Source organism: Thiohalophilus sp., assembly GCF_034521165.1.
GTDB lineage: Bacteria > Pseudomonadota > Gammaproteobacteria > UBA6429 > Thiohalophilaceae > Thiohalophilus.
In genome coordinates, this window is record NZ_JAXHMV010000016.1 from 251139 (window position 1) to 271636 (window position 20498).

Sequence of the window (20498 nt, forward strand, 5' to 3'; positions counted from 1 at the left end):
TCCTGGTAAATTCGCAAAACAGCTGGCCCGATTTGGCCTTGCACTGACAACTCTATCAACGATAATAACGGAAATGCCACTTTACTCTCAGGAACCCTTTATGCGCGCTCTTTTCCTTCGCACCAGCACCCTGCTGCTGGGCGCCCTCACCCTGAATGCCTATGCCGTCACCGACGACGAGCTGCAACAGGCCGCCGATGCCGTCAACCAGCAGGCCCCGATGATGGTCGATCAGGAAACCCGTCTGGACGGGGCCGACTCCGGTAGCCAGGTACTGACCTACAACTACACGCTGGTCAATTACAACGCCGGCGATCTGGACAGGAACAAATTCACCCAGGCCCTGCGCCCGACTATGCTCAAATCCGGCTGCAAGACCCTCGAGCCGTTACTCAGCGAAGGCATTGATGTTCAATATGTCTATCGCGGCAAGGATAAAGGCGAGATCGCAACCCTGGGCCTGACCCGCGCCGATTGCGGACTCTGAGCGGAGTGCTTAGTGCTTAGTGCTTAGTGCTTAGTGCTTAGTGCCTAGTGCCTAGTGCCTAGTGCTTAGTCTCGCAGGTTCTCGCCAGCGTGACCTGTGCAACTCATATCAGGCACCGGTGTCAAACGCGGAGCTCGCGGAGTCGCAGTGACGCGGAGAACCACTTTCAGGTCAGCGAAGGTGCCACAATAAATGTACTCTGCGCCTCCGCGACTCTGCGTCCTCTGCGTTATCTCCCAGCGGCCCGGCTTAGTACTTAGTCTCGCAGGCCATCGCCAGCGTGACCTGTGCGACTCATATCAGGCACCGGTGTTAAACGCGGAGCTCGCGGAGTCGCAGAGACGCGGAGAACCACTTTCAGATCGGCGAAAGCACAAAACATATAGACTCTGCGCCTCCGCGACTCTGCGTCCTCTGCGTTATTTCCCAGCGGCCCGGCTTAGTACTTAGTCTCGCAGGCCATCGCCAGCGTGACCTGTGCGACTCATATCAGGCACCGGTGTTAAACGCGGAGCTCGCGGAGTCGCAGAGACGCGGAGAACCACTTTCAGATCGGCGAAAGCACAAAACATATAGACTCTGCGCCTCCGCGACTCTGCGTCCTCTGCGTTATTTCCCAGCGGCCCGGCTTAGTACTTAGTCTCGCAAGCCATCGCCAGCGTGACCTGTGCGACTCATATCAGGCACCGGTGTTAAACGCGGAGCTCGCGGAGTCGCAGAGACGCGGAGAACCACTTTCAGGTCAGCGAAGGTGCCACAATAAATGTACTCTGCGCCTCCGCGACTCTGCGTCCTCTGCGTTATTTCCCAGCGGCCCAACTACTACTATCGCCAGCGTGACCTACACCACTTGTAGGAGCGCCCCACGGGCGCGATTGTCGAAGCCGATATTGTCGTAATTGGCACCGTCGCGGTCGAAGCCCGCTCCCACAAGTAAAGGTTTATTTTGTGATTGTGGGAGGGGCTTTCAGCCGCGACAGTCTATCGGACTGCACGACCTGTCGCGCTGGAGGTGCTCCTGCAATATTCCCAGGATGTTTTCCTCGGCACTGTTTTTTACAGCCAGTCCGTCAGCGCGATACCGATGCCCAGGCGCTTAACCCGGGCGTTGTAATCGATCAAACTTTCGCCGTAACCGTCGAAGTACTGGATAAACCACTTGGCCCGTCGGCTCATGGGAAAGCTCCAGTTCAGCTCCACGGCACCGCGGTTATCAGATTGCAGATTGTTACGCAGCCGCAGTCCAACAGTGTGATCGCCCGAAGCATAGACCAGCCGCAACTCGCCGTGACCCATATAATCTTCGATGTCCGGGTTGTCATCCTCGGCATCCGGCACTTCAAGGCGCAACCACGGCTTGAAGCTGAGATAAAAATCGCCCCGCTCAAACATAAAATCGGCGTACAGGCGATTCCAGCTGCGTGACTTGTCACCATTTTGGCCGTTGGACTGATGACTGATCCCCAAAAAGATCAACCGGTTGGTAAACCCGGCCCACTGCCAATCGTTCTGTATGGCCAGGAACAGCTCCGGCTCATGATTGGTTTCGCGAAACGGATGCGAGTTGTCATCGTTATAGGCCTGCCAGTAGGACTGGTTGGTGTAGGCAGCATATAGCGTGACACGATCGCCAAAAATCTCATCCGTCACCGGCATCTTGATGCTGATCTGAAATTTGACCTCGGGCTCTTCGATCGTCCCGTCCTGCTGCGGATCGAAGGGTGCCTGATTGGGATTGCTGTTATAGGTCAGCGGCAACAGGTAATTGGGTTTATGCGGGGTCAGGACAAACGGCTGATATCGGGTTTCACGTTCGATGCGCATCCGTTTATCCAGTGGCGAAGCCGGCTTATCCGCCGCCTGTTCCTGCGCCATCACCGCGGCAGGCAGCAGACTCCCGAACAACAGCAGACCAGTGAACAACCACCGGCTCGAAACGAAATCATTCATAGTAAAAATTTCAGCGTCGGCGAATGTCACCCAGCTCCCGTTCGGCCCGCTCGTAACCCAGGTCAATCATTTCCTGAGCCCGATGAAACTCGAAAATACCACAGGCATTCACCGGGATATCGATCAGATGGTCCGGGTTATAACCGGCTATGCGAAAACGGGCGATACTGTTTTGCATTGACTCGATGGAGCGGGAGATGATGTCGAATACATCGATCGCCGATTCCAGGTTATCGCTCAGACCCAGTTTTTCCTGCAATCCCTCGATAAACTGACCGATAGCGCGGCGATAACGGTTTTGATCGCTGGTTTGCGATTCAGGCTCGGACTCTGTCTGTTCGAGCGCCTCCTCGCTGCGCCCGCTGAGACTGACCGCGACCGTCATACTGGTACTGTCACGCAAGGTCGGTGCCACCGGTACCGGATTGAGCAGTCCGCCGTCGACCAGCAGGCGCCCATCGCGTTTGACCGGGGTAAAGACCGTTGGAATGGCAATCGAAGCGCGAATGGCCTCGAACAGGGAACCGCTGGTCAACCATACCTCGCGGCCGGACTCGATGTCGGTGGCCACGGCGGTGAAGGTAATGGGCAGGTCCTCGATATTCACATCGCCCAGCATCTCCTCGAGCTTGCCCATGATGCGCTCGCCACTGAACAGACCGCTGCGGCTGAAGGCAAAATCGAGCAGACGCAGCACATCGTATTTACTCAGCTGGGTAACCCACTCCTCATACAGGTCCAGTTTGCCGGCAGCGTAAATCCCGCCAATCAGCCCGCCCATGGAGGAACCGGCGATGGAACGGATATGAAAATCGCTGTTTTTCTCCAGCCAGCGAATCACGCCAATCTGCGCCAGTCCGCGCGCGCCGCCGCTGCCCAGTACCAGGGAAAGCTCCCGCTCGCTGTGACTCATGTTTTCACCTGTCCATGTTCAAACTGTGACTTTCGCCGCGGTCAGACAGCCGAAGACCGCCGCGCCGGGTAACACAGTCACATCATGCGCCAGGATGCTTATAAAATACAGACCCGATCGCGTCCGCTGTCCTTGGCCTTGTACATCGCCGCGTCCACCCGCTGGATCAGGCGATCGGCATCATCCGACTCATGCATTTCGGTCACACCGAAGCTGGCAGTCAGCCCCGATTCCAGCGGCTCCACCCGCAGCGCCCAAAGTGCCTCGCGCATGCGTTCGGCCATGGACGCCGCCCCGTCGCGCCCGGTTTCGGGCAGCAGGATCATGAACTCTTCACCGCCGTAACGGGCCAGAAAATCACTGCCACGAACACATTCCTGCAGGGTCCGGGCCAGGGCTACCAGGACCTCATCACCCACGGCATGGCCGTGCTGATCGTTGATGGCCTTGAAGTGATCGGCGTCGATCATGATGATCGACAGCGGCGAGCCGTAACGCACCGCCCGCGCCAGCTCCTCCTGCAGTCGCTCGTTGAGGCTGCGACGATTGTCCACCCGGGTCAAATCATCGGTGAGTAACAGCTGCTCGATGTGCACCTGGCTTTGTTGCAGTTGCTGATAGGCCCGTTCACGATCCTTGACAAAGTAATAGAGCATCAGCGCGATCAGCGAAAACCCGAGCCCCAGATTCATCAGAAAATAGAGGGTATTCAGCCACTGCGGCATGGGCCGGACCCGTTCGGCCAGCCACGGATCCAGCAACGCCGACAGAACCAGCAGCATCAAAAAGACCAGCATCCAGCGGCCGGCCTCACGCAGATCGATAAAGAACAGGGCGGCCAACGGCGCGAAAAAGGCCCAGATCATCACGGCGCTGCCGTTGGCAAAGCCGCCCAGGCTCCACATCAGAAAAAAGGGCAACAACAGAATCAACCACTGCTGGCTGATGAGAAAAAAGTCAAACTGCTTGCTGTAAAAAAAATGCAACGTGCTGATCAGCACGATCACGCTGTAACTCCAGGGAATCGCGCCCGACCAGGGATAGCCGGTGACGGCGTACAACGCTCCCCAGCCGATCGCCAGCAAGGCGATTGCCGAGGAGACGATGGTCATCACCTCTTTTTTCAGGCGCAGATCATCGCTGTCGTCTTCGCTGACACCGTGGCTTGCCCACCAGTGCAACAGTCTCAGGGGTGTCGGAAATTTTGCCATGCCAATCACAGAATTCTCGTGCCATAGGAGGCACTTTCCCTGTATCGGCTAGTTAAGTATTCTCTTGAATTGCAGCGTCATTGCGCGGCCAGGCCGAAGCATCGATCGTTTCCTGATAGGCGTGCCAGGTTGCGTGACCGACCACCGGCATGCCCAGCGCCAGCCCCAGCAAGCCCGTGGCAAACCCGGCCAGGACGATTGCTACAATCAGCGCCGCCCAGAACAACATGGCCGGCTTGTTGCGCAAGACCGCATTGATACTGGTCAGCACCGCCGTCACCGTATCCGCGCGGCGATCCAGCAACATCGGCAGGGAAAAGGCGCTGGCACAAAAGATCACTGCGGCGAAGAGGGTCCCCACCGCCGTCCCCACCCCCAGAAACAGGGCAAAGTCGGTCAGCTCCGGATCGGCATCCATCGGGAAAAAGACATGCACCATAGATGCGGCCCGCGCCCAGACCAGAAACACCACCAGCAGGATCACCGCAAACACGAGCAGATTACCCAGATGCCGGCGTCCCTCACGCAAACAATAACCCAGCACCGGCTGGCGTCCGGCCTGCAACTGACGACTGATGGAATAGAGCCCTACCGCCATCACCGGGCCGATGAAAATAAACCCCGACAGCATCGCTAGCAGCAGATAAACACTGCCGTAATGCCAGGCAATCGCGCTGATCCCGTAACTGATCGCCAGCACCGCCACGCCGTAACTGAGACTCGGCCCCGGTGCCCGGCGCAGATCCCGCCAGCCCAGTTCCAACCAGCGTAACGGCGCCAGCGCATCCAGCTGGCGGCACGGCGCGACAAACGGCAGTTCGTCCGGTGGCGTTGGGTTCGATTCAGATGTTGATTGTGAGTGTGAGTTCATGATCGTCCCTGGGTTTATCGCCAGGCCCACCGGCACTTCAACGGGATTACAGTGCAAACATGTCAAGGGCCAGACGCGACCGCAACGTCGGCGGCGGAGCCGGATCCCGTATTGCCACTATCCTCATAAGCTTATTCCAAATAACGCTATGTTCAAGGTGCCGTTTGTCCCACCCGGACCAACAAAAACCCCGCCGGCTGCACACGGCAGGTGGCGGGGTCGCGGGTCCGTTAACCGGGCGGAACTTACTGCACCGAACCAAAGTGGGGATCGGTCACGTCGGCCGGCGCCGGAACCCCGGCGATGCGGGTTCCCTGATTGACGGGACCGTTGGGAAACAGTCGATACAGCCAGCGCGAACCGCCCTCGTCCTCGAAGCGTTCGTTAAGCGCCTCGGTCAGCTCCCGGGCATGCTGCAACTGACCGTTGTTTTCATAGTGCACACGCATGAATTTGATCACCTTCCAGTGATCATCCGTCAGGCTGATACCGAGTTCTTTGGCAGCCTCTTCGGCCTTGCTCTCGTCCCAGTCCCGAAACTTCTCAACTGCCTCATCATCATGAATGCCAAGTACGTTTTCCCGTTTTTCTTTATTGGTCATATCGTTCATCAACTTATCTCCTTGCGTGTACATCATCTTCAGGGAAGCTTGTCTGAATCATCCGCCGGGCACACATTGGCAGCCCCTGATTCAAGTCTAGTTCAAATTCTATCTGGTGCTAAATCCTAACGCCCGCGGAATCCTGTGCATTGATAAATCTTAATGCTGAATCCGGCTACGCCGGGTCCGCCCCGGCAGCAATGCCGCTGCTGAACTTTTAACCAGGCTCTCGTGCCCCTTTACCCGTACTGGGTGTTCGATCGAAAGGAGCACCGCAAAGTAGCACTTTTTCTGTCACTTAATTGCGTAAACCAGCGTATACCGATCATTGGTTGTGCTCTGTCCGCTGGTGAGTCCTGGCATAAGCATTGTATAATAAATAGACGATTCCGCCGGTCATGTGCCGATAAACGGTTTTTCACAAAAAAATTCCGCCATCACTAAACCAAACAATTTAATCAACTATTCCGCATGCGCAAAAAGCTCGAGTCCAGGCAGATCCTGGTCGTTAACGCCGCGGTGGTTCTGCTGTTTGTCATGGTACTGGTTTTCGTCAACCTGTTCTATTTCAACCGGCTGAACAACACCCTCTCAACGATCAATGATGTTCATAACCGCAAGCTCGATATCATCACCCAGATGTCGCAGATCGTCCGCGATCGTTCCCTGATAATGTTAAAAATGCATCTGTCCGAGGATGTCTGGCATATCGATGAACAGTACATGCACTTTCACGCCATGGCACCCCGGTTTATCCAGCTGCGCGATCGTCTCAAAGAACTGCCGCTGTCACCGGACGAACAGGCCGAGCTGGATCGGTGCCTGGCCCTGATTAACAAAACCCAGCCCCTGCAGGAATCAATTGTACAGCGTATCTATAACGGCGGCGACGATCGGGTTCTGCATGACATCATGTACGAAGATATGCCGATGGAAACCCGGCTCTGGCAAGGGTTTGACGAACTCAACCGCCTGATTCGTGCCAATGCCGAGCGAGCACGCAAGGCCGCCAATGACGGGTTTGAGAACTCCCTGCGCATCATCATCGCTGTCGGTGCGGGGCTGGCGTTACTCATCACCCTGTTGATGATCTATTCCCTGCGCCGGCTTGGCCATATCGAATCACGCCTGATCGATCGCGCCGATCTGCTCAGCTGGGAGGCCACCCATGATTCGCTGACCAATATCTGGAATCGGCGTTTTCTGGAACATCGTGTTAACCAGCTGTTCGGAGACAACCAACTTTCCGAACCCAAACACGCACTGATCTATATCGATCTGGATAACTTCAAGCCAATCAACGATACCTACGGTCACTTTCTCGGTGATGAATTTTTGCGGGCCATTGCCCGGTGCGCCGACGCCTGCATCCGCAAAAACGACACCCTGGCACGCATCGGCGGTGACGAGTTCGCTGTACTACTGGAAAACTGCACCCTGGAGAAAGCCGGCGCCATCGCCGAGTGCATCCGCACCAGCATCAACAACTGCACTATCGTCTATAACGGCCAGACGATTCGCAACGAAGGCTGCAGCATCGGCATCGCCGCATTCGACGGGCAAATCAGGGATTTCGACCAGCTGCTCAGGCGCGCCGACCACGCCTGCTACAGTGCCAAGCGGGCCGGCAAAAACCGCATCAGCCACGCCAGCGTTCACTGATCGTCGTGCAATGCCTCGCGCGATACCCGCTGTCGCTTGTAGCCGGTGGTCGTGCGAATGCGTTTCCACATGGTCCAGATATACAGCACGATAGCGCCTATCTGTAAAAATCCGCCGGCGATCACCGCCCAGGCCAGCAATGAAACATCATCCATACCGCGCCAGAGCTCGCCGCCGAAGCGCAACAACGTCCCGCCCAGCAACAGCCAGTAAACCCACCGAATCACGTTCTCCCGGTAACGGGGATCGTCGCGGGAGGGTTTGGGAAACAGCCACAACGCCACGCCGAGAATCATGAACATCACAAAACCGACGAACATGATGTGCGTATGGGCCGAGATCAGATAGGGATGCGGCCACTCGCCGTACAGCTCGCGGCGCAGCAACATCCAGCCACCGAGCAACAGGCCGAGGATTAAAAACACAAACGCGGTTTTGACAAATCGTCTTGGCAGTTCGGTCATCGCTCACTCATAACAGGTTCAATCCAGTTGCAGGGCACAGGAAAACAATACCAGATCGATACCGTGATTGGGTTTGCTGAAACCGGCGTTGGAATAATGTCGATAGACCAGGCCCAGATCGTAACGGCCCCGTTGCCAGCCGATGCCCAGCTGATCCTCGAACTGCCAGTGACTGCTCAGAATCCGCCCGGCGATCCGGGTCCGATCCAGATACGCCACGCCAATGCCGCCCTGCAGATACCAGGGCGAGGACCCGCGACGCCAGGTGAATACCGGCGAATAACCCAGTGCCGTGATCGACTCATTGTCTTTGCGCCAGCGATTAAACGACAGGGCGTGAAACCCGGACAGGAAGCCGTTCCCGGCGAAAGACGTTTGCCAGTGCCAGGGGCGCTGCCAGGCCAGACGCCACACGTCGCTGTTTTCGCTGCCCTTGCCCACCGCCAGTGCCAGCTGATCGGCGGCAGCGGCTCCGCCGCCGATACTACTCAGCAGCACAAGCAGGACAGGCCGCCCGAGCATGGCGCGGCCGATCAGCCGACCTTCGGCAGGTGGTGCAGCGCCTGATCGATGGCGTTGGCCGGGTATTCGAAGTCTTCCAGCTCGCCGCTGAAATACTTGTCGTAGGAGCCCATGTCGAAGTGGCCGTGGCCGGAGAGGTTGAAGAACAGGGTCTTCGCCTCGCCGCTTTCCTTGCAGCGGTTGGCCTCGTCGATCACCGCGCGGATGGCGTGGTTGGACTCGGGCGCGGGAATGATGCCCTCGCTACGGGCAAACTGCACCCCGGCCTCGAAGGTGGCCAGCTGCGGTACCGCCACCGCCTCGATCAGCCCTTCATTATAAAGCTGCGAGACCAGCGCCGAGTCACCGTGATAGCGCAGACCGCCGGCGTGAATGCCCGGCGGCACGAAATCGTGGCCCAGAGTGTACATCTTCATCAGCGGGGTCAGGCCGACCGAGTCGCCGAAATCATACGCGTAATGGCCGCGGGTCAGGGTCGGGCAGGAGGCCGGTTCCACCGCCACCAGCCGCACCGGCTTGCCGGCCGCCTTGTCGGCGAAAAACGGGAAGGCCGCGCCGCCGAAGTTGGAGCCGCCGCCGCAGGGGGCGAAGACCATGTCCGGGTAATCGCCGACTTTCTCGAACTGCTTTTTGGCCTCCAGGCCAATCACGGTCTGGTGCAACAACACGTGATTCAAAACCGAGCCCAGCGCGTAGTTGGTGTCCTCGCGCGAGGCGGCCTCTTCCACCGCCTCGGAGATGGCGATGCCCAGCGAGCCGGGCGAGTTCGGATCCTTCGCCAGAATCTGGCGCCCCGCCGCGGTCTGATCGGTCGGGCTGGGCAGCACCTCGGCGCCCCAGGTCTGCATCATCGAGCGGCGAAACGGCTTCTGCTCGTAGCTCACCTTCACCATATACACCCGCACCTCGATGCCAAACTTCTGCCCCACCATCGCCAGCGACGAGCCCCACTGCCCGGCGCCGGTCTCGGTGGCCAGGCGGCGGATGCCCGCCTCGCGGTTGTAATAGGCCTGGGCCACGGCGGTGTTGGGCTTGTGCGAGCCGGCCGGGCTGACGCCCTCGTACTTGTAGTAAATCTTGGCCGGCGTCCCCAGCGCCGCTTCCAGCTGATGGGCGCGGTACAGTGGTGACGGCCGCCACAGCTGGTACACCTCGCGCACCGGCTCGGGGATCGGGATCCAGCGCTGGTCGCTCACCTCCTGTTCGATCAGCGACATGGGGAAAATCGCGCTCAGCGCCTCGGGGCCGATCGGCTGCCCATCGGGCCCCAGCGGCGGCAAGGGCGCATTGGGCATATCGGCCACCACGTTGTACCACTCGGTGGGGATTTCGGATTCGTCGAGCAGGATTTTGGTTTGCATTATTGTTATTCCGGCTGGTGGACCTCACAGAATCTTACCCGATGCGAACGGCGGGGCAAACCGCAGAGTGAGTTCTGAGTTCTTAGTACTTAGTACTTAGTACTTAGTACTTAGTACTTAGTACTTAGTACTTAGTAATCAGGAGTAGGCCGGACATAGCAACGCGGTGTCCGGCAATCGTCTTACATCAGACTACCCGCTTTTGCGGGGAGTCGTTGATTTTGTTCCTACCTCCTCCGTCACACTTGCCGTGATTTGCCATCAGACCTCGTTTTGACCGGCCGCATCGGCCGGCGGGCCAATCTCGATATCGACGATCAGCGGCAGATGGTCCGAGGCCACGCGGGTCAGTTTTGAGCACGGTATCCGGATATCGGTGACGCGGATCGACGTGTCCACCAGGAGGTGATCGATGCGCGCCAGCGGAAAGCGGCTGGGAAAGGTCGAGCGCGGGATATGGCCGGCCAGCTGACGCTGGGCATCCTCGAGCCGTTCGCGCAGCCTTCGGCAGACCTTTGAGGCGGGCATGGCATTGAAATCCCCGCACAGAATGGTCGGTCCCTGGCACGCGGGGTGGCCGAGCCACTCCTCGCTCAGCAAGGCGTCGGCCTGAATCAGCCGCTCCCCCGCCCGCAGTCCCAGATGGGTGTTGATGACATTGATCCAGAGGCCCTCGATCTGAACCGAGACCCACAGGGCGCCGCGCGGTTCGCCCCTTGAACGGGGGCCGGGACCGGGCAGGGCCGCCGCCTTGACCAGCCGCATCGGATGCGGCGTGAGGATGGCGTCGCCATAACGCTCTTCTTCCAGGTGCATGGCCGGATGGAAATGAAATTCCATCTCCAGGTGGTGGGCGATGCGCTCTGCCTGGTCCTCGCCGCCGGTGCGGGGACGTCCCACATCGAGTTCCTGCAGCGCCACCACGTCCGGCGCGTGCAGCGCGATGACCCGCGCGATGCGCCCGGGATCGAGCTTGCCGTCCGTGCCGACACAACTGTGAACATTATAGGTCATGATGCGCAGCCGCCGTCCCGCCTGATCCGGATCCCGACGGGACGATGGCGCCGGCCCAGAGCGCCGCCCGCCAAGCAGGTCAAATACCGCCTGGCGAAGATCGCTGTGGCGCAGATAGGGTTTCCCGGACGAAGGCAGGGGAGCATCCTGCGGCAACAGACAGAAGGCTTCTGTCTCCTCGGGCGTGGGGCCGGCGTGGGAGCCGTTTTCCATGGCGAAGGTGACCGGGCGGGCGCCGGCATGCCAGCCGAGCAGAATCACCTCGCCGGCGTCCCGGTGGGCGCAGAGATTGATCAGATCGGTGCCCAGCTCGTCCAGGAAAGGGTGATCGTCGCCAAACAACCCGGCGGTCTGCTCCGGCAGCCGGTATTGCCCGTCACGGGTCCAGGCCAGCACCCGGCCCGGCGCCGCCAGGGTCAGGGCCACCGGCACACTATGGCGATGGACCAGTTCACGGGCCAGCCGTTCACGCTCGTCGGGGCCGAGTTCGCGGGGCGGATAGACGAACCCGACGGGCCCGAGCGCGGCCACCTGCGGTTCGCCGCCGGCCCGGCTGTCGCTGTCGCTCGCGGGAACGTGGAACAGGCGCTGAAAGCGTTTGCCTCCCAGCAGGCGCACCCGTTGGTACTGGATACTGTCCGGCTGACCCGGCGCACGCGGCACGGCCGTGATCGTCAATGCCGCAAACGCCTTGTCGACGGCCGACTCTATGCTGTCGCCCTGCAGTTTCGCGTAGGGCAGTGCACCATGCTGACCGTGATCGGAATACACCCAGAGCTCATAGTGGCGCCACGGCGCACGGTGGGCCGCGCGCCACAGGCGGGCGATGGCGTCGTCGATGCCCTTGAGCGTCCAGTGCGCGAACAGCGAGTCGGGGCCGCGTCGGTGGGCCTGCTCGTCGTAGCCGAGAAAGTTGATATGGATGATGGGCAGACCGCGATGGAGGTCGATCTTGCCGCCGATCACGCACAGCTCGCGCATCAGGATCGAGATGGCCACCCGGGTGGGGATGAACTTGAGTTCCTTGATGAAGTCCCGTCCGCGTGACAGGCCCCGGACGAAGTCGACGCTGGCCAGCACCAGTTCCAGCCCCAGCAATACGCCGATACGCAGAAAGCTGTAGAGATTGCTGAGCAGAAAAAACAGCCGGGCAAGCGGCCTGGCCGAACGCAGTGCCGGTCCCCAGCCCAGGGCCGCGGGACAGAAGTGCGCCTCTTGCGCGCCGCCGGTAAAGTTATCGGCATAGACGCTGCCGTCCTTCAGCAGGGGCGTCTGCCCCTCGCGACGCAGGCGTGCCTCGACCCGGGTCGCGGCCTCGGGCTCATACATACGGACGATCTGCCCGGTCTCGTGATCCCGGAACGAGAACGCCGGCACCGCCGTTCTCACTCCATAGAAAAGTTCCGCCTGCGCCGCCGGCGTGGTGGCAGGCAGCCCGGCGTACTGGGTGTGCAGCCGGTAGTGTTCTTGCTCGATCAGGCGTTTGAGAAACGGCAGTTCCCCCTTGTCCAGTGCGCGGCGCAGCCGGGTCTGCGAAAGTCCGTCGATCTGGATCATGACCAGCCCCGGCCGGGTGGGCGGTCCCTTCGAGACCGGCAGGCCCAGCAGCCGGGTCAGCCAGTGGCTGCGGCTGAGGTAACGCCGGATCCGGCGCAGGCGGGTTTCAATCCGAACCAGCATTGACTGATATGGCTGCCGGTCTCTTTCGCGACAACCCGTTCACCGGTTATCGTCCGTAGAGTGGCGGTCGCTGAGGGCCTTGTCCCCGGCACGGGTGAAGCTCGAGACGATCTCCCACTCCGCCTTGATGCGCGCCATGACCTGTTCCCAGGCGCGCTCTTCTTCGGGGCTATGCTTCGGGGTTTCCCCGCACAGCGCCTGGTAACATTCCAGGGCATTTTCGGCTGAACGTTCCATGGAAAAAGCCGCCGCTGTCTCCCGGGCCGCCCTGATCCGCTCCTGCATCTGCTGCGACGACAGACGGGATAGCTCTTCCAGTGCGCCCTCAAAGGCCGCGATGGATTCTTCGTGCAGCAGCCGACCGTTTACCCGATCCTGTACGACTTCACGTGCGCCCGTGGCATCCAGCGCCACCACCGGCAGGCCGGCCGCCATCGCCTCGGTCAGTACCATGCCCTGGGTCTCGCTTTTCGAGGCGAAGGCGAACAGGTTCATGGCGTTCAGCGCGCTGGCGAGTCGCTCATGCGTCAGGGTGCCGCAGACCCGCAGCCGGTCGTCGATGCCGGCGCGGGAAAAGATCTCGCGTATCGCCTGTTCCGAAGGCCCGGTGCCGACGACCAGAAAATAGGCACTGCGCTGGTGTTTGACGAATTCGGCCACCGCCTCGGCCAGAAATGCCAGGTTCTTCTCCGGCGCCAGGCGTCCCAGGTGACCCACCACAAACGCCCCGGGCGGAATCTGCTGCTCGTTGCGAAAGGCCGCGCCGTCGCCGTGCGCGAAACGTTCCACATAGACGCCGGTCGGTACCACCCGGACCGGGCGGGTCACACCGCGCTCGAGCAGCAGATCGCGAATGCTTTCGCTGGGGGCGAAGACCTGGTCCGACAGATTGGCGTAATCAGTGGCCAGTTCAATCACGAACCGTTTCAGCAGGGGCGAGTCCCCGGGGACATAATGGGTGTACTGCTCATACAGGGTGTGGTGGGTGAACACCAGCGGCACCTGAAAGTAGCGCGCCAGGCGTACCGCTGTCATGCCCAGCAAAAACGGATGCTGGGCGTGAATGATGTCCGGCTGAAACGCCGCCAGTGCGTCGCTCAGCCCGGCGGGAATGGGCAGGGCCACGGAGAAATCACTGGCATTGAAATTCTGCAGCGCCGGCACGCGGATCACATCCGTTTCGTTCTCCGGCGTATTGGCGAACTCGGGCGCGATAACCAGCACCCGATGACCGCGCTTGCGGTACTCCTCGGTAAAGGCCTCCACCGAGCGGGCCACGCCGCCCACATGGGGCGTGAAGGTGTTGGTGAAGATGACGATATTCATGTTGCGTTACCCTGCTTGCGTACCCGGAGTGTGTTGGTGCCGGGTTGCGCGCTGACCGGTTCAAACCCGGGCAGCCGGATTTCAATCCCCGGAGCGCTGTCATGCCAGTCGGCCTGCCAGTCGACCTGGACCTCCTGCGGGGACAACGAGGTCAGGCTGACGGAGAGCGTGCCGAAGGCGGTCGGTGCCGGACCAAAACGGACGGGTTGCGGCTGTGCCAGCCAGCGCCCGGGCACACCGCCGCACAGAATCAGACGGGTTCCTTCCTCGCGCACGAAACAGTTGCGGATCATCATCACCCATTCGGCAGAGGCCCAGACATGATGGCCGTCGCCCATGCAGCCGCCTTTGGTGCGCGGATGGATGGCTTCGGGCCACTGGCCGGTGGATGTCGCCAGCCCGGCGACCGTGTCCATCAATTCGAGGTAGCGCGGATCGTCCGCGCGCAACAGGATCTGGGCGACGTGCAGGGTGAGATAGGCATTGAGGCCGGAGTGGATCATGTCCTGGAAGAAGGCGCCATCCACAAAACAGTGGGCCAGCAAAAACTCGACGCTATCGAGCAGGCGGGGATCGTCGGGCGCGCAATCCTGCAGGGGATAGCCGACCGCGAGCGATCCGATGGCGCCCGCATCCAGACGACGGTAAGGCGACGCGGGCATGCCCGGTCGGCCGAGACGCTCGGCACAGCGGGCCAGACTGCGATCGACGGCGGCGGCGAAGCGTTGCGCCTCCTCGGCGAACGTGGCGCCGCTGGCGGCATCCGAATCCTCGAGGAGTTCGTGCGCGGCACGCAGGCCGGCAATACACCAGAAGTCATCCCAGTAATAATAATCGTTCGGCCCCAGATGCTCGGCACTGAAACCGGCCGGCAGCAGCCCGGCGTGGGGCGCCTCGATATCGTCGTCCAGCCGTTTACGGATGATCCAGCGGGCACCGCGCCGTATGGGCGTGTGCCAGTCGGAGGAGAGTTTACGGCCGGTCAGCTGCTCGAAACGCGACAGTATCCATAACACTTCCCCGTTGGCGTCCCATTCGCCTTCCTGCGAACGGAAATAACCCCGCCTCGTCTGGCGCCCGGGAAAGCGGGATAAAGCCCGCTCGGCCCGGTCGTCGAGGCCCAGGCACAGCAGCGCATGGATAATGAAGGCGGCGTCGCGGAACCAGAAACGTTTGTAGGTATAGGGGCCGGGATACACATCGTGCGGCGAGTGCAGGATGAGCGAGGTCACGGCCGCATCGTACAGAAACTGGTAGCGCGGCTCGGGGCATTCGAGGCGGCAGGCCTGCTCGCGGACGCCGGACCAGGACGGCGCTTCAAGATCCGGCCCACTCTCTTCGAGCGGGATGCGGACATCGAGCTCGGCCCGGCCATCGCGATCAAGGGGAAACAGCGCGGCGGCGGTCACCAGTCCGAGATCGCACACGCCCTCGTTCTGTTCCGCCTGCTCCCCGAGATGGAGGAAGACATCCCCGGCGCGATAGTCCGAGGTGTGATGCCGCCCGGCGGCCTGGCTGAAATCGATGTGGCGACCGTCGTCGAGGCTCCAGCGTTGACGGTCGGCGGACAGTGTCACCTTGTGAATGAAGCTGATGCCCTCCGGGTTGTAGGGCCGCAGTGCCAGTACCAGCCAGCCCGGGCCATCCGCCTGCGCGTTCAGGTGCACTGTGCAGAGGGATTTGCCGGCGTCCGCTTCGACGCCGGCCTTGCTGGTGAGCGTCAGTCCCCCGGCCCGGGTCCGGGTGGTGATGGACAGGTTCTCAGCCATGTCCTGACGCTGTTCGCATTCCCTGGCACGCGAGGGCAGCAACCGGCGACCGTCCTCCGTCAGGATCCAGGCATCCAGCGACCAGCCGTCGAAGAAGGGGGTGAGCAGGCCGCGCGGATCCACCAGGGCCAGCTCCTCGCAGTCGGGATAGCCGAGCGCGGTCCAGTTGCGATGGGTGAGGTTGATGTGCGAGACCGAGAAGGCACGCGGAATAAATGACTCGTCATGCGGATCGAATTGACGCTCGATCCAGTAGGGCCACACCCAGTCCAGGTTGTGCTGGATGACCTTGCTGTTGATCAGACCGCGGGCGTGGAAGACCACGCCGGCGCGCAGCAGTTCCACCGGTTCCCCCACCTCGGAGGGCTGGGCGAAGCTGCGCAGCCGCGCCATCAGTTCGATGGGATCAAGAAATCCCTGACTGCGCGCGGCGCGGCGAATGATGTAGCGCAGGGGCAACCATTTGGTCCAACTCACGTCAGTTCCTCTCCGGTTTCCTGTGAATAACGATTGAGTGCGCGGCGGGCGAGACGATTGAAATACACCACGGCCACCACGGTGGCGACAAAGCCCAGAGCGTAGAAGGTCCATTCCAGTGGGGTACGGCCTATCTCCCGTTCGGTCAGGGTGGCGAGATCGGCGGCGATGGAACCCAGATAAACGTTATGCACGGAGAAGGGGATGAAGCCGATCAGTGAACCCGCCACATAGCCGCGAAACGAAAAACTGGTCAGGCCGAAAAAATAGTTGGAGATCTTGCTCGGGAAAAACGGGATCAGGCGAGTGAGCAGCACGACCTTCCAGTCATGACGGGCCATTTCCTGATTGACCGCCCGCAGGCGACTGTGTTCCACGACAAAGCGACGGGCACGCCGGCCAAACAGATAACGGGCGGCGAGAAAAGCGATCGCCGCCCCCAGGGTCGTTCCGACGACCACATAGATCGAGCCCTCGACCACACCGAAGACAAAGCCGGCGCCGATCGTGAACAGGATGCCGGGCAGCAGCAGAACCACCACGGCAGCCATGATCAGGATGAACAGGATCGCCGCCCACATGCCCTGCGCCTCCACCCAGCGCAGCAGGACCAGCAGTTGCTCGTGCACATTAAAATAGACCAGCGCCCCGACGATGGCGCCGACGAACAGGATACTCGCGGCCATGGCCCATAACGGCGATCTGAAACGGCGCGCTGCAGACCTGGCTAGTGTCTCGCTCATGTATAAGTCTTTGCTGAGTATGTGCAAAAGAGTATAGCTGGCTGTCGCTGGCGAGCATTGAAAATTCGCAGAACGGTAGAAGCACTCCACGAGCGCGATTCCGCGCTCCAATCTGCTAACTGCCAACTGCTAACTATCTTCCTTCGTCCCGGTTTTTGTGCCACAGGCCGATTCAACATGATCGAGCAGACTCTCGACACTGATATTGAAGGCCGGGATAACGGGACAGCCGGCGGTGCGCAGGGCCCGCGCGGTCCAGACATTACAGGTGTTGAACAGATGATAGCTATCGCGCGAGAGATAAAAGCGGCTTTGTCCGTACAGCCCCGGTTGAAGTGCGGCCGCCGATCCGTTGTCACGGGCGAAGCGGTTATCGAGATGCCGGCACAACGACGCGAACCCCTGACCGCCGAGGTCGATACGAATCACCTCGCTGTGTGGAAACGTTTTGTTCACCGGCTCGCTGAAGCCCACCACATGCAGCACACTGGCCGTCGGCCATAATCCGGCCTTGAGCAGGATGCCCCAGTGCGGATCCGGGTGCATATAGTAAGCCCGATCGCCCCAGCCGATCTCAAGATAACGCACCCCGGGAAAATCGGCCTGCTCGGGCAACAGCCCGGGAGGGATGGCCGCGCGCTCGAGCACGATGCCCGCATGCCAGCCATGGCTGACCAGCCAGATCGCCACCGTCGGCTCGTCCTCTGCCGGCGGAAATAATCCCGCAGGCGGCGAAGCACAGGCGCCCAGCCACAGGCTGGACACGATAGGCCACAGCCAGGCCCGTCTCCGCTGCCGACATGCCCATGCACGGTTCATCGACACAGCATAGCATCTGAGCAGTTCCCAGGGACGAGGGACGAGGACGAGGGACGAGGAACGGACGTCTCACCACGAAGGCGCGAAGACACGAAGAATGAATAATCAAAGTCTCGTAGGTCACGTTGGCGATAGCCTACGTGACATCCTGAACCGTAGCAGAAGCCTCGTTACCTGCAGGTCGCAGGAAAATGACGAGACGTGAGCGCTACGCGCAACCTGACCTACGCCTGTGTCTGAGTACTGAGAACTGAGAACTGAGAACTGAGAACTGAGAACTGAGAACTTTTATTTAATATTGACTGGAGAAGTGCCCGATGATGCAACCCATTGCCTCGCGCCAGCGATTCTCCAGTTGCGCGTCGAACTGCGGATCAAACTCGCCGACAGCCTTGATCAGACTGTTGAGCCAGTGATCATAGAGATGCGGCTGCACCGGTGCGTGCCCGCGGCGGCTGTGAATCTCGGCCATCTTGTCCACTTCCCGTTTCACGATCTCGCTACCGGCGGCATACATGATGGAGTTGGACAGGGTACGGCGCAACAAGCGGCGCTGGCGATCGAAGTCGGTACCGGCGAAAGCCACTTTCACTTCCGGGTGGCTGTCGAGAAAGATAGCGTAAAACCGTTCAATGAAACCCCCGTTATGCAAACAGCGGCCGTAACTCTGGTGAAGATCGTCGTAACTGTCGCCGTTGGACGACGTGGAATTTCCTGCGGACATAATACCCTCGAATGATTTGTGAACATCACGGGCCTGGCGACCCGATCACGTGGCGGCATTATACGAAAACTCGCTGCCGCCGTAAGGCGGCAACGGCAGCGATCCCGTCACAAAAATGTAAACTATCAAAAAGACAGAGAACGGCGGTCAGGTACTGCAGCATCGTAGCCGACATCTTCCATCACCTGTCGATGGGCTACCGGGGACTACAACGCAGAGACGCAGGGTGCGTTCTACGCACCATTTTCCAGAACGGTCGGTGATATTGGTGCGTAGGACGCACACCGAAGCTTTATCGAGCCCGCAAGATGGGGAAAAGAGTAGGCCGGACAAAGCGCGAGCGGTGTCCGGCACCTTGAGGATTGCCCGATACCGCTAGCGCTTTATCGGGCCTACACGATGGTTGGGAAAAGAGTGAGTCATTTGATTTTCAGCAGGACCCGACGCGCTTGCCTTTGAAAGTGTTGCGCATCTGCATGTTGCCGATCGGCCCGGCCTGGATATCCATCTCGAACCAGCCCTGTGTGGTGGTGCCGTTGAAGTTGACTTCACCCGCACCGCTGGAAGTGCCATGTTCTCCCTGGCATTGAATATCCCAGGCCACCCGGTGTGCACTTTCGTGCGTGGTGGTGAATTGACACCCCTGGCCCATATCTTCCGGCTTGAAATCGATCTCATCCCCTTCCACGCACTGGCGCTTCGTTTGGGGCTCACGTTTCATCATCTGCGCCATCTCCTTCGGCACGCCGCTCAGTTCCATTTTATAGGTCATCTCCCACAGCCCCGGCTGGATGTTATAACCCGCCGCGGATACCTGGAAACTGAGCAGCACAAAGCCCAGTACCGACAGGACAATTCCGTGCTGTGTTAACTTTCGCTTGCTTGATACAGACACCTAAACCTCCTCATCATCTTCGATTTTAAACTCGCCGTTCTCGTAACGTTCGATAAGCCGCAAGGCGGCCGCTTCATCCTCGTCATTTACGCTCAGCTTGATATGCCCCATCGGCATCAGTTCGCCGATGCCGCCCTGCAGATACCGGCCATTCACATAGGTCTCGATGCCCCGGGACTCCAGCAATCCTTTGACCAGGTTGCCCTCGATATAGTCGTTGGCAGTGTAGATAATAATCATCAGCCGCCGGTATCCGAATCATAAGGATAGCGGGTATGGCCGTAACGGATCACCAGGATCGTCACCGCGATAATCAACGCCGACCCGGCCACGGCCAGCATGCGCCAGTCTTCCATCGCCTTCATATCCAGAACCAGATATCGGGCCAGGGCGATGATGGCAATATATAATGGAATACGGATCGGCAGCTTGCCGGATTTGAGATAGATGCCGATCATCGCCAGCACCTCCAGGTAGATGAACATCAGCAGCAGGTCGGCCAGCGTCACCGCCCGGTTTTCCACCATCACCCCGATCTCGATGCCGAAGGCGATCACCGTGGCCACCGCGATCAGTACCAGGCCCAGTGCCTGCAACAGATCCAGCGACTCGCCCAGCTTCAGCTTGATGCCGCGTAGTTCCATTCCCCTCTCCCAGTTTTTATTATCGTTTGCCGGATAACACCGGCTCGCCTGACAAACCGACTCCGCTCGATTATGCTACCGGTATGAACGAGATCCAATGCCGACATTGCGGCCATCGCTTCGATGACTCGCAAATCCGTTGCCCCCACTGTCGCACCCCGACCCCGGCCGAGCAGGAGCGCCTGGCCGCCGGGGCCAAAAAGCGTTTTCTCTATGCCTTTGTCGGCCTGATCGTCTTCGCCACACTCATGATTCTCATCCTGCCGCGCGATAGCTGAACCCCCGGCGCAACCTTCTCCCTGCTAACACGCCCCGCTGGTTAACACCTGAATATTGCCGATCTGAAAATACCCAGTGTGATTGT

Annotated in this window: 20 protein-coding genes; 3 read left to right on the forward strand and 17 right to left on the reverse strand. The window is 60.1% G+C overall.

Going from position 1 to position 20498, the window contains the following annotated elements:
• Positions 1-100: 100 nt before the first annotated feature.
• Positions 101-487 carry a hypothetical protein gene (locus U5K34_RS15760; protein ID WP_322569359.1) on the forward strand — a complete coding sequence of 129 codons (387 nt, stop codon included), beginning with the start codon at positions 101-103 and terminating at the stop codon, positions 485-487.
• A gap of 1056 nt (positions 488-1543) precedes the next feature.
• On the opposite strand, the gene U5K34_RS15765 is transcribed toward U5K34_RS15760, so the two are convergent.
• From U5K34_RS15765 to U5K34_RS15785, 5 genes are all read right to left on the reverse strand, one after another.
• Complete coding sequence (locus tag U5K34_RS15765; RefSeq protein ID WP_322569360.1) at positions 1544-2437, reverse strand: phospholipase A; 894 nt, start codon at positions 2435-2437, stop codon at positions 1544-1546.
• A gap of 10 nt (positions 2438-2447) precedes the next feature.
• Positions 2448-3350 (reverse strand): patatin-like phospholipase family protein, encoded by a 903-nt coding sequence (locus U5K34_RS15770; RefSeq protein ID WP_322569361.1) that lies wholly within the window; start codon positions 3348-3350, stop codon positions 2448-2450.
• Positions 3351-3448: 98 nt separating this feature from the next.
• Entirely contained in the window at positions 3449-4561 is a 1113-nt protein-coding gene (locus U5K34_RS15775) for a GGDEF domain-containing protein (RefSeq protein WP_322569362.1), read from the reverse strand.
• A 52-nt stretch (positions 4562-4613) separates the two neighbouring features.
• Positions 4614-5432, reverse strand: a complete 819-nt coding sequence (locus tag U5K34_RS15780; protein WP_322569363.1) for a DUF2189 domain-containing protein — start codon at positions 5430-5432, stop codon at positions 4614-4616.
• Positions 5433-5677: 245 nt separating this feature from the next.
• Positions 5678-6043, reverse strand: coding sequence for a TusE/DsrC/DsvC family sulfur relay protein (locus U5K34_RS15785; RefSeq protein WP_322569364.1), 366 nt, complete (start codon positions 6041-6043; stop codon positions 5678-5680).
• A gap of 462 nt (positions 6044-6505) precedes the next feature.
• On the opposite strand from U5K34_RS15785, the gene U5K34_RS15790 reads away from it, so the two are divergent.
• On the forward strand, positions 6506-7696 hold the full coding sequence (locus U5K34_RS15790) for a GGDEF domain-containing protein (protein WP_322569365.1): 1191 nt from the start codon (positions 6506-6508) through the stop codon (positions 7694-7696).
• Here the strand turns inward: U5K34_RS15790 and U5K34_RS15795 are convergent.
• The 12 genes from U5K34_RS15795 to U5K34_RS15850 all read right to left on the reverse strand — a co-directional run bounded on the left by U5K34_RS15795 (position 7690) and on the right by U5K34_RS15850 (position 20134).
• Positions 7690-8160: a cbb3-type cytochrome c oxidase subunit I gene (locus U5K34_RS15795; protein ID WP_322569366.1), complete on the reverse strand. Its 471-nt coding sequence runs from the start codon at positions 8158-8160 to the stop codon at positions 7690-7692. The two genes, U5K34_RS15790 and U5K34_RS15795, sit on opposite strands and share 7 nt — an antisense overlap.
• Positions 8161-8178: 18 nt before the next feature.
• Complete coding sequence (locus U5K34_RS15800) at positions 8179-8682, reverse strand: acyloxyacyl hydrolase (protein ID WP_322569367.1); 504 nt, start codon at positions 8680-8682, stop codon at positions 8179-8181.
• A gap of 11 nt (positions 8683-8693) precedes the next feature.
• Positions 8694-10046, reverse strand: a complete 1353-nt coding sequence (locus U5K34_RS15805; protein WP_416224127.1) for a TrpB-like pyridoxal phosphate-dependent enzyme — start codon at positions 10044-10046, stop codon at positions 8694-8696.
• A gap of 258 nt (positions 10047-10304) precedes the next feature.
• Positions 10305-12737, reverse strand: a complete 2433-nt coding sequence (locus U5K34_RS15810; protein ID WP_322569369.1) for an endonuclease/exonuclease/phosphatase family protein — start codon at positions 12735-12737, stop codon at positions 10305-10307.
• 39 nt (positions 12738-12776) lie between these two features.
• Positions 12777-14063, reverse strand: a complete 1287-nt coding sequence (locus U5K34_RS15815; protein WP_322569370.1) for a glycosyltransferase — start codon at positions 14061-14063, stop codon at positions 12777-12779.
• Positions 14060-16309, reverse strand: coding sequence for a hypothetical protein (locus U5K34_RS15820; RefSeq protein ID WP_322569371.1), 2250 nt, complete (start codon positions 16307-16309; stop codon positions 14060-14062). The genes U5K34_RS15815 and U5K34_RS15820 overlap by 4 nt, the downstream gene beginning before the upstream one ends.
• The gene (locus tag U5K34_RS15825) at positions 16306-17052 is read right to left on the reverse strand and encodes a TVP38/TMEM64 family protein (RefSeq protein WP_322569372.1); all 747 of its coding nucleotides are present in this window, start codon (positions 17050-17052) and stop codon (positions 16306-16308) included. Before U5K34_RS15825 ends, U5K34_RS15820 begins: the two co-directional genes overlap by 4 nt.
• Positions 17053-17181: 129 nt before the next feature.
• Positions 17182-17817: a DUF2459 domain-containing protein gene (locus tag U5K34_RS15830; RefSeq protein WP_322569373.1), complete on the reverse strand. Its 636-nt coding sequence runs from the start codon at positions 17815-17817 to the stop codon at positions 17182-17184.
• 346 nt (positions 17818-18163) lie between these two features.
• Positions 18164-18595 carry a globin gene (locus U5K34_RS15835; protein WP_322569374.1) on the reverse strand — a complete coding sequence of 144 codons (432 nt, stop codon included), beginning with the start codon at positions 18593-18595 and terminating at the stop codon, positions 18164-18166.
• Positions 18596-19025: 430 nt separating this feature from the next.
• Positions 19026-19490, reverse strand: a complete 465-nt coding sequence (locus U5K34_RS15840) for a DUF3617 domain-containing protein (RefSeq protein ID WP_322569375.1) — start codon at positions 19488-19490, stop codon at positions 19026-19028.
• Positions 19491-19730, reverse strand: coding sequence for a DUF2007 domain-containing protein (locus U5K34_RS15845; RefSeq protein ID WP_322569376.1), 240 nt, complete (start codon positions 19728-19730; stop codon positions 19491-19493).
• Positions 19730-20134, reverse strand: a complete 405-nt coding sequence (locus U5K34_RS15850) for a phosphate-starvation-inducible PsiE family protein (protein ID WP_322569377.1) — start codon at positions 20132-20134, stop codon at positions 19730-19732. Before U5K34_RS15850 ends, U5K34_RS15845 begins: the two co-directional genes overlap by 1 nt.
• Positions 20135-20217: 83 nt before the next feature.
• Between U5K34_RS15850 and U5K34_RS15855 the strand changes: the two genes are divergently transcribed.
• A complete protein-coding gene (locus tag U5K34_RS15855; RefSeq protein ID WP_322569378.1) occupies positions 20218-20412 on the forward strand; it encodes a hypothetical protein in 195 nt (64 codons plus the stop codon).
• Positions 20413-20498 lie beyond the last annotated feature (86 nt).

What these genes read in the sequence shown, in the direction of transcription:
- U5K34_RS15760 (WP_322569359.1), top strand. Translation starts at nt 101, where the DNA reads ATGCGCGCTCTTTTCCTTCGCACCAGCACCCTGCTGCTGGGCGCCCTC.
- U5K34_RS15765 (WP_322569360.1), bottom strand. Translation starts at nt 2,437, where the DNA reads ATGAATGATTTCGTTTCGAGCCGGTGGTTGTTCACTGGTCTGCTGTTG.
- U5K34_RS15770 (WP_322569361.1), bottom strand. Translation starts at nt 3,350, where the DNA reads ATGAGTCACAGCGAGCGGGAGCTTTCCCTGGTACTGGGCAGCGGCGGC.
- U5K34_RS15775 (WP_322569362.1), bottom strand. Translation starts at nt 4,561, where the DNA reads ATGGCAAAATTTCCGACACCCCTGAGACTGTTGCACTGGTGGGCAAGC.
- U5K34_RS15780 (WP_322569363.1), bottom strand. Translation starts at nt 5,432, where the DNA reads ATGAACTCACACTCACAATCAACATCTGAATCGAACCCAACGCCACCG.
- U5K34_RS15785 (WP_322569364.1), bottom strand. Translation starts at nt 6,043, where the DNA reads ATGAACGATATGACCAATAAAGAAAAACGGGAAAACGTACTTGGCATT.
- U5K34_RS15790 (WP_322569365.1), top strand. Translation starts at nt 6,506, where the DNA reads ATGCGCAAAAAGCTCGAGTCCAGGCAGATCCTGGTCGTTAACGCCGCG.
- U5K34_RS15795 (WP_322569366.1), bottom strand. Translation starts at nt 8,160, where the DNA reads ATGACCGAACTGCCAAGACGATTTGTCAAAACCGCGTTTGTGTTTTTA.
- U5K34_RS15800 (WP_322569367.1), bottom strand. Translation starts at nt 8,682, where the DNA reads ATGCTCGGGCGGCCTGTCCTGCTTGTGCTGCTGAGTAGTATCGGCGGC.
- U5K34_RS15810 (WP_322569369.1), bottom strand. Translation starts at nt 12,737, where the DNA reads ATGCTGGTTCGGATTGAAACCCGCCTGCGCCGGATCCGGCGTTACCTC.
- U5K34_RS15815 (WP_322569370.1), bottom strand. Translation starts at nt 14,063, where the DNA reads ATGAATATCGTCATCTTCACCAACACCTTCACGCCCCATGTGGGCGGC.
- U5K34_RS15825 (WP_322569372.1), bottom strand. Translation starts at nt 17,052, where the DNA reads ATGAGCGAGACACTAGCCAGGTCTGCAGCGCGCCGTTTCAGATCGCCG.
- U5K34_RS15835 (WP_322569374.1), bottom strand. Translation starts at nt 18,595, where the DNA reads ATGTCCGCAGGAAATTCCACGTCGTCCAACGGCGACAGTTACGACGAT.
- U5K34_RS15845 (WP_322569376.1), bottom strand. Translation starts at nt 19,730, where the DNA reads ATGATTATTATCTACACTGCCAACGACTATATCGAGGGCAACCTGGTC.
- U5K34_RS15850 (WP_322569377.1), bottom strand. Translation starts at nt 20,134, where the DNA reads ATGGAACTACGCGGCATCAAGCTGAAGCTGGGCGAGTCGCTGGATCTG.
- U5K34_RS15855 (WP_322569378.1), top strand. Translation starts at nt 20,218, where the DNA reads ATGAACGAGATCCAATGCCGACATTGCGGCCATCGCTTCGATGACTCG.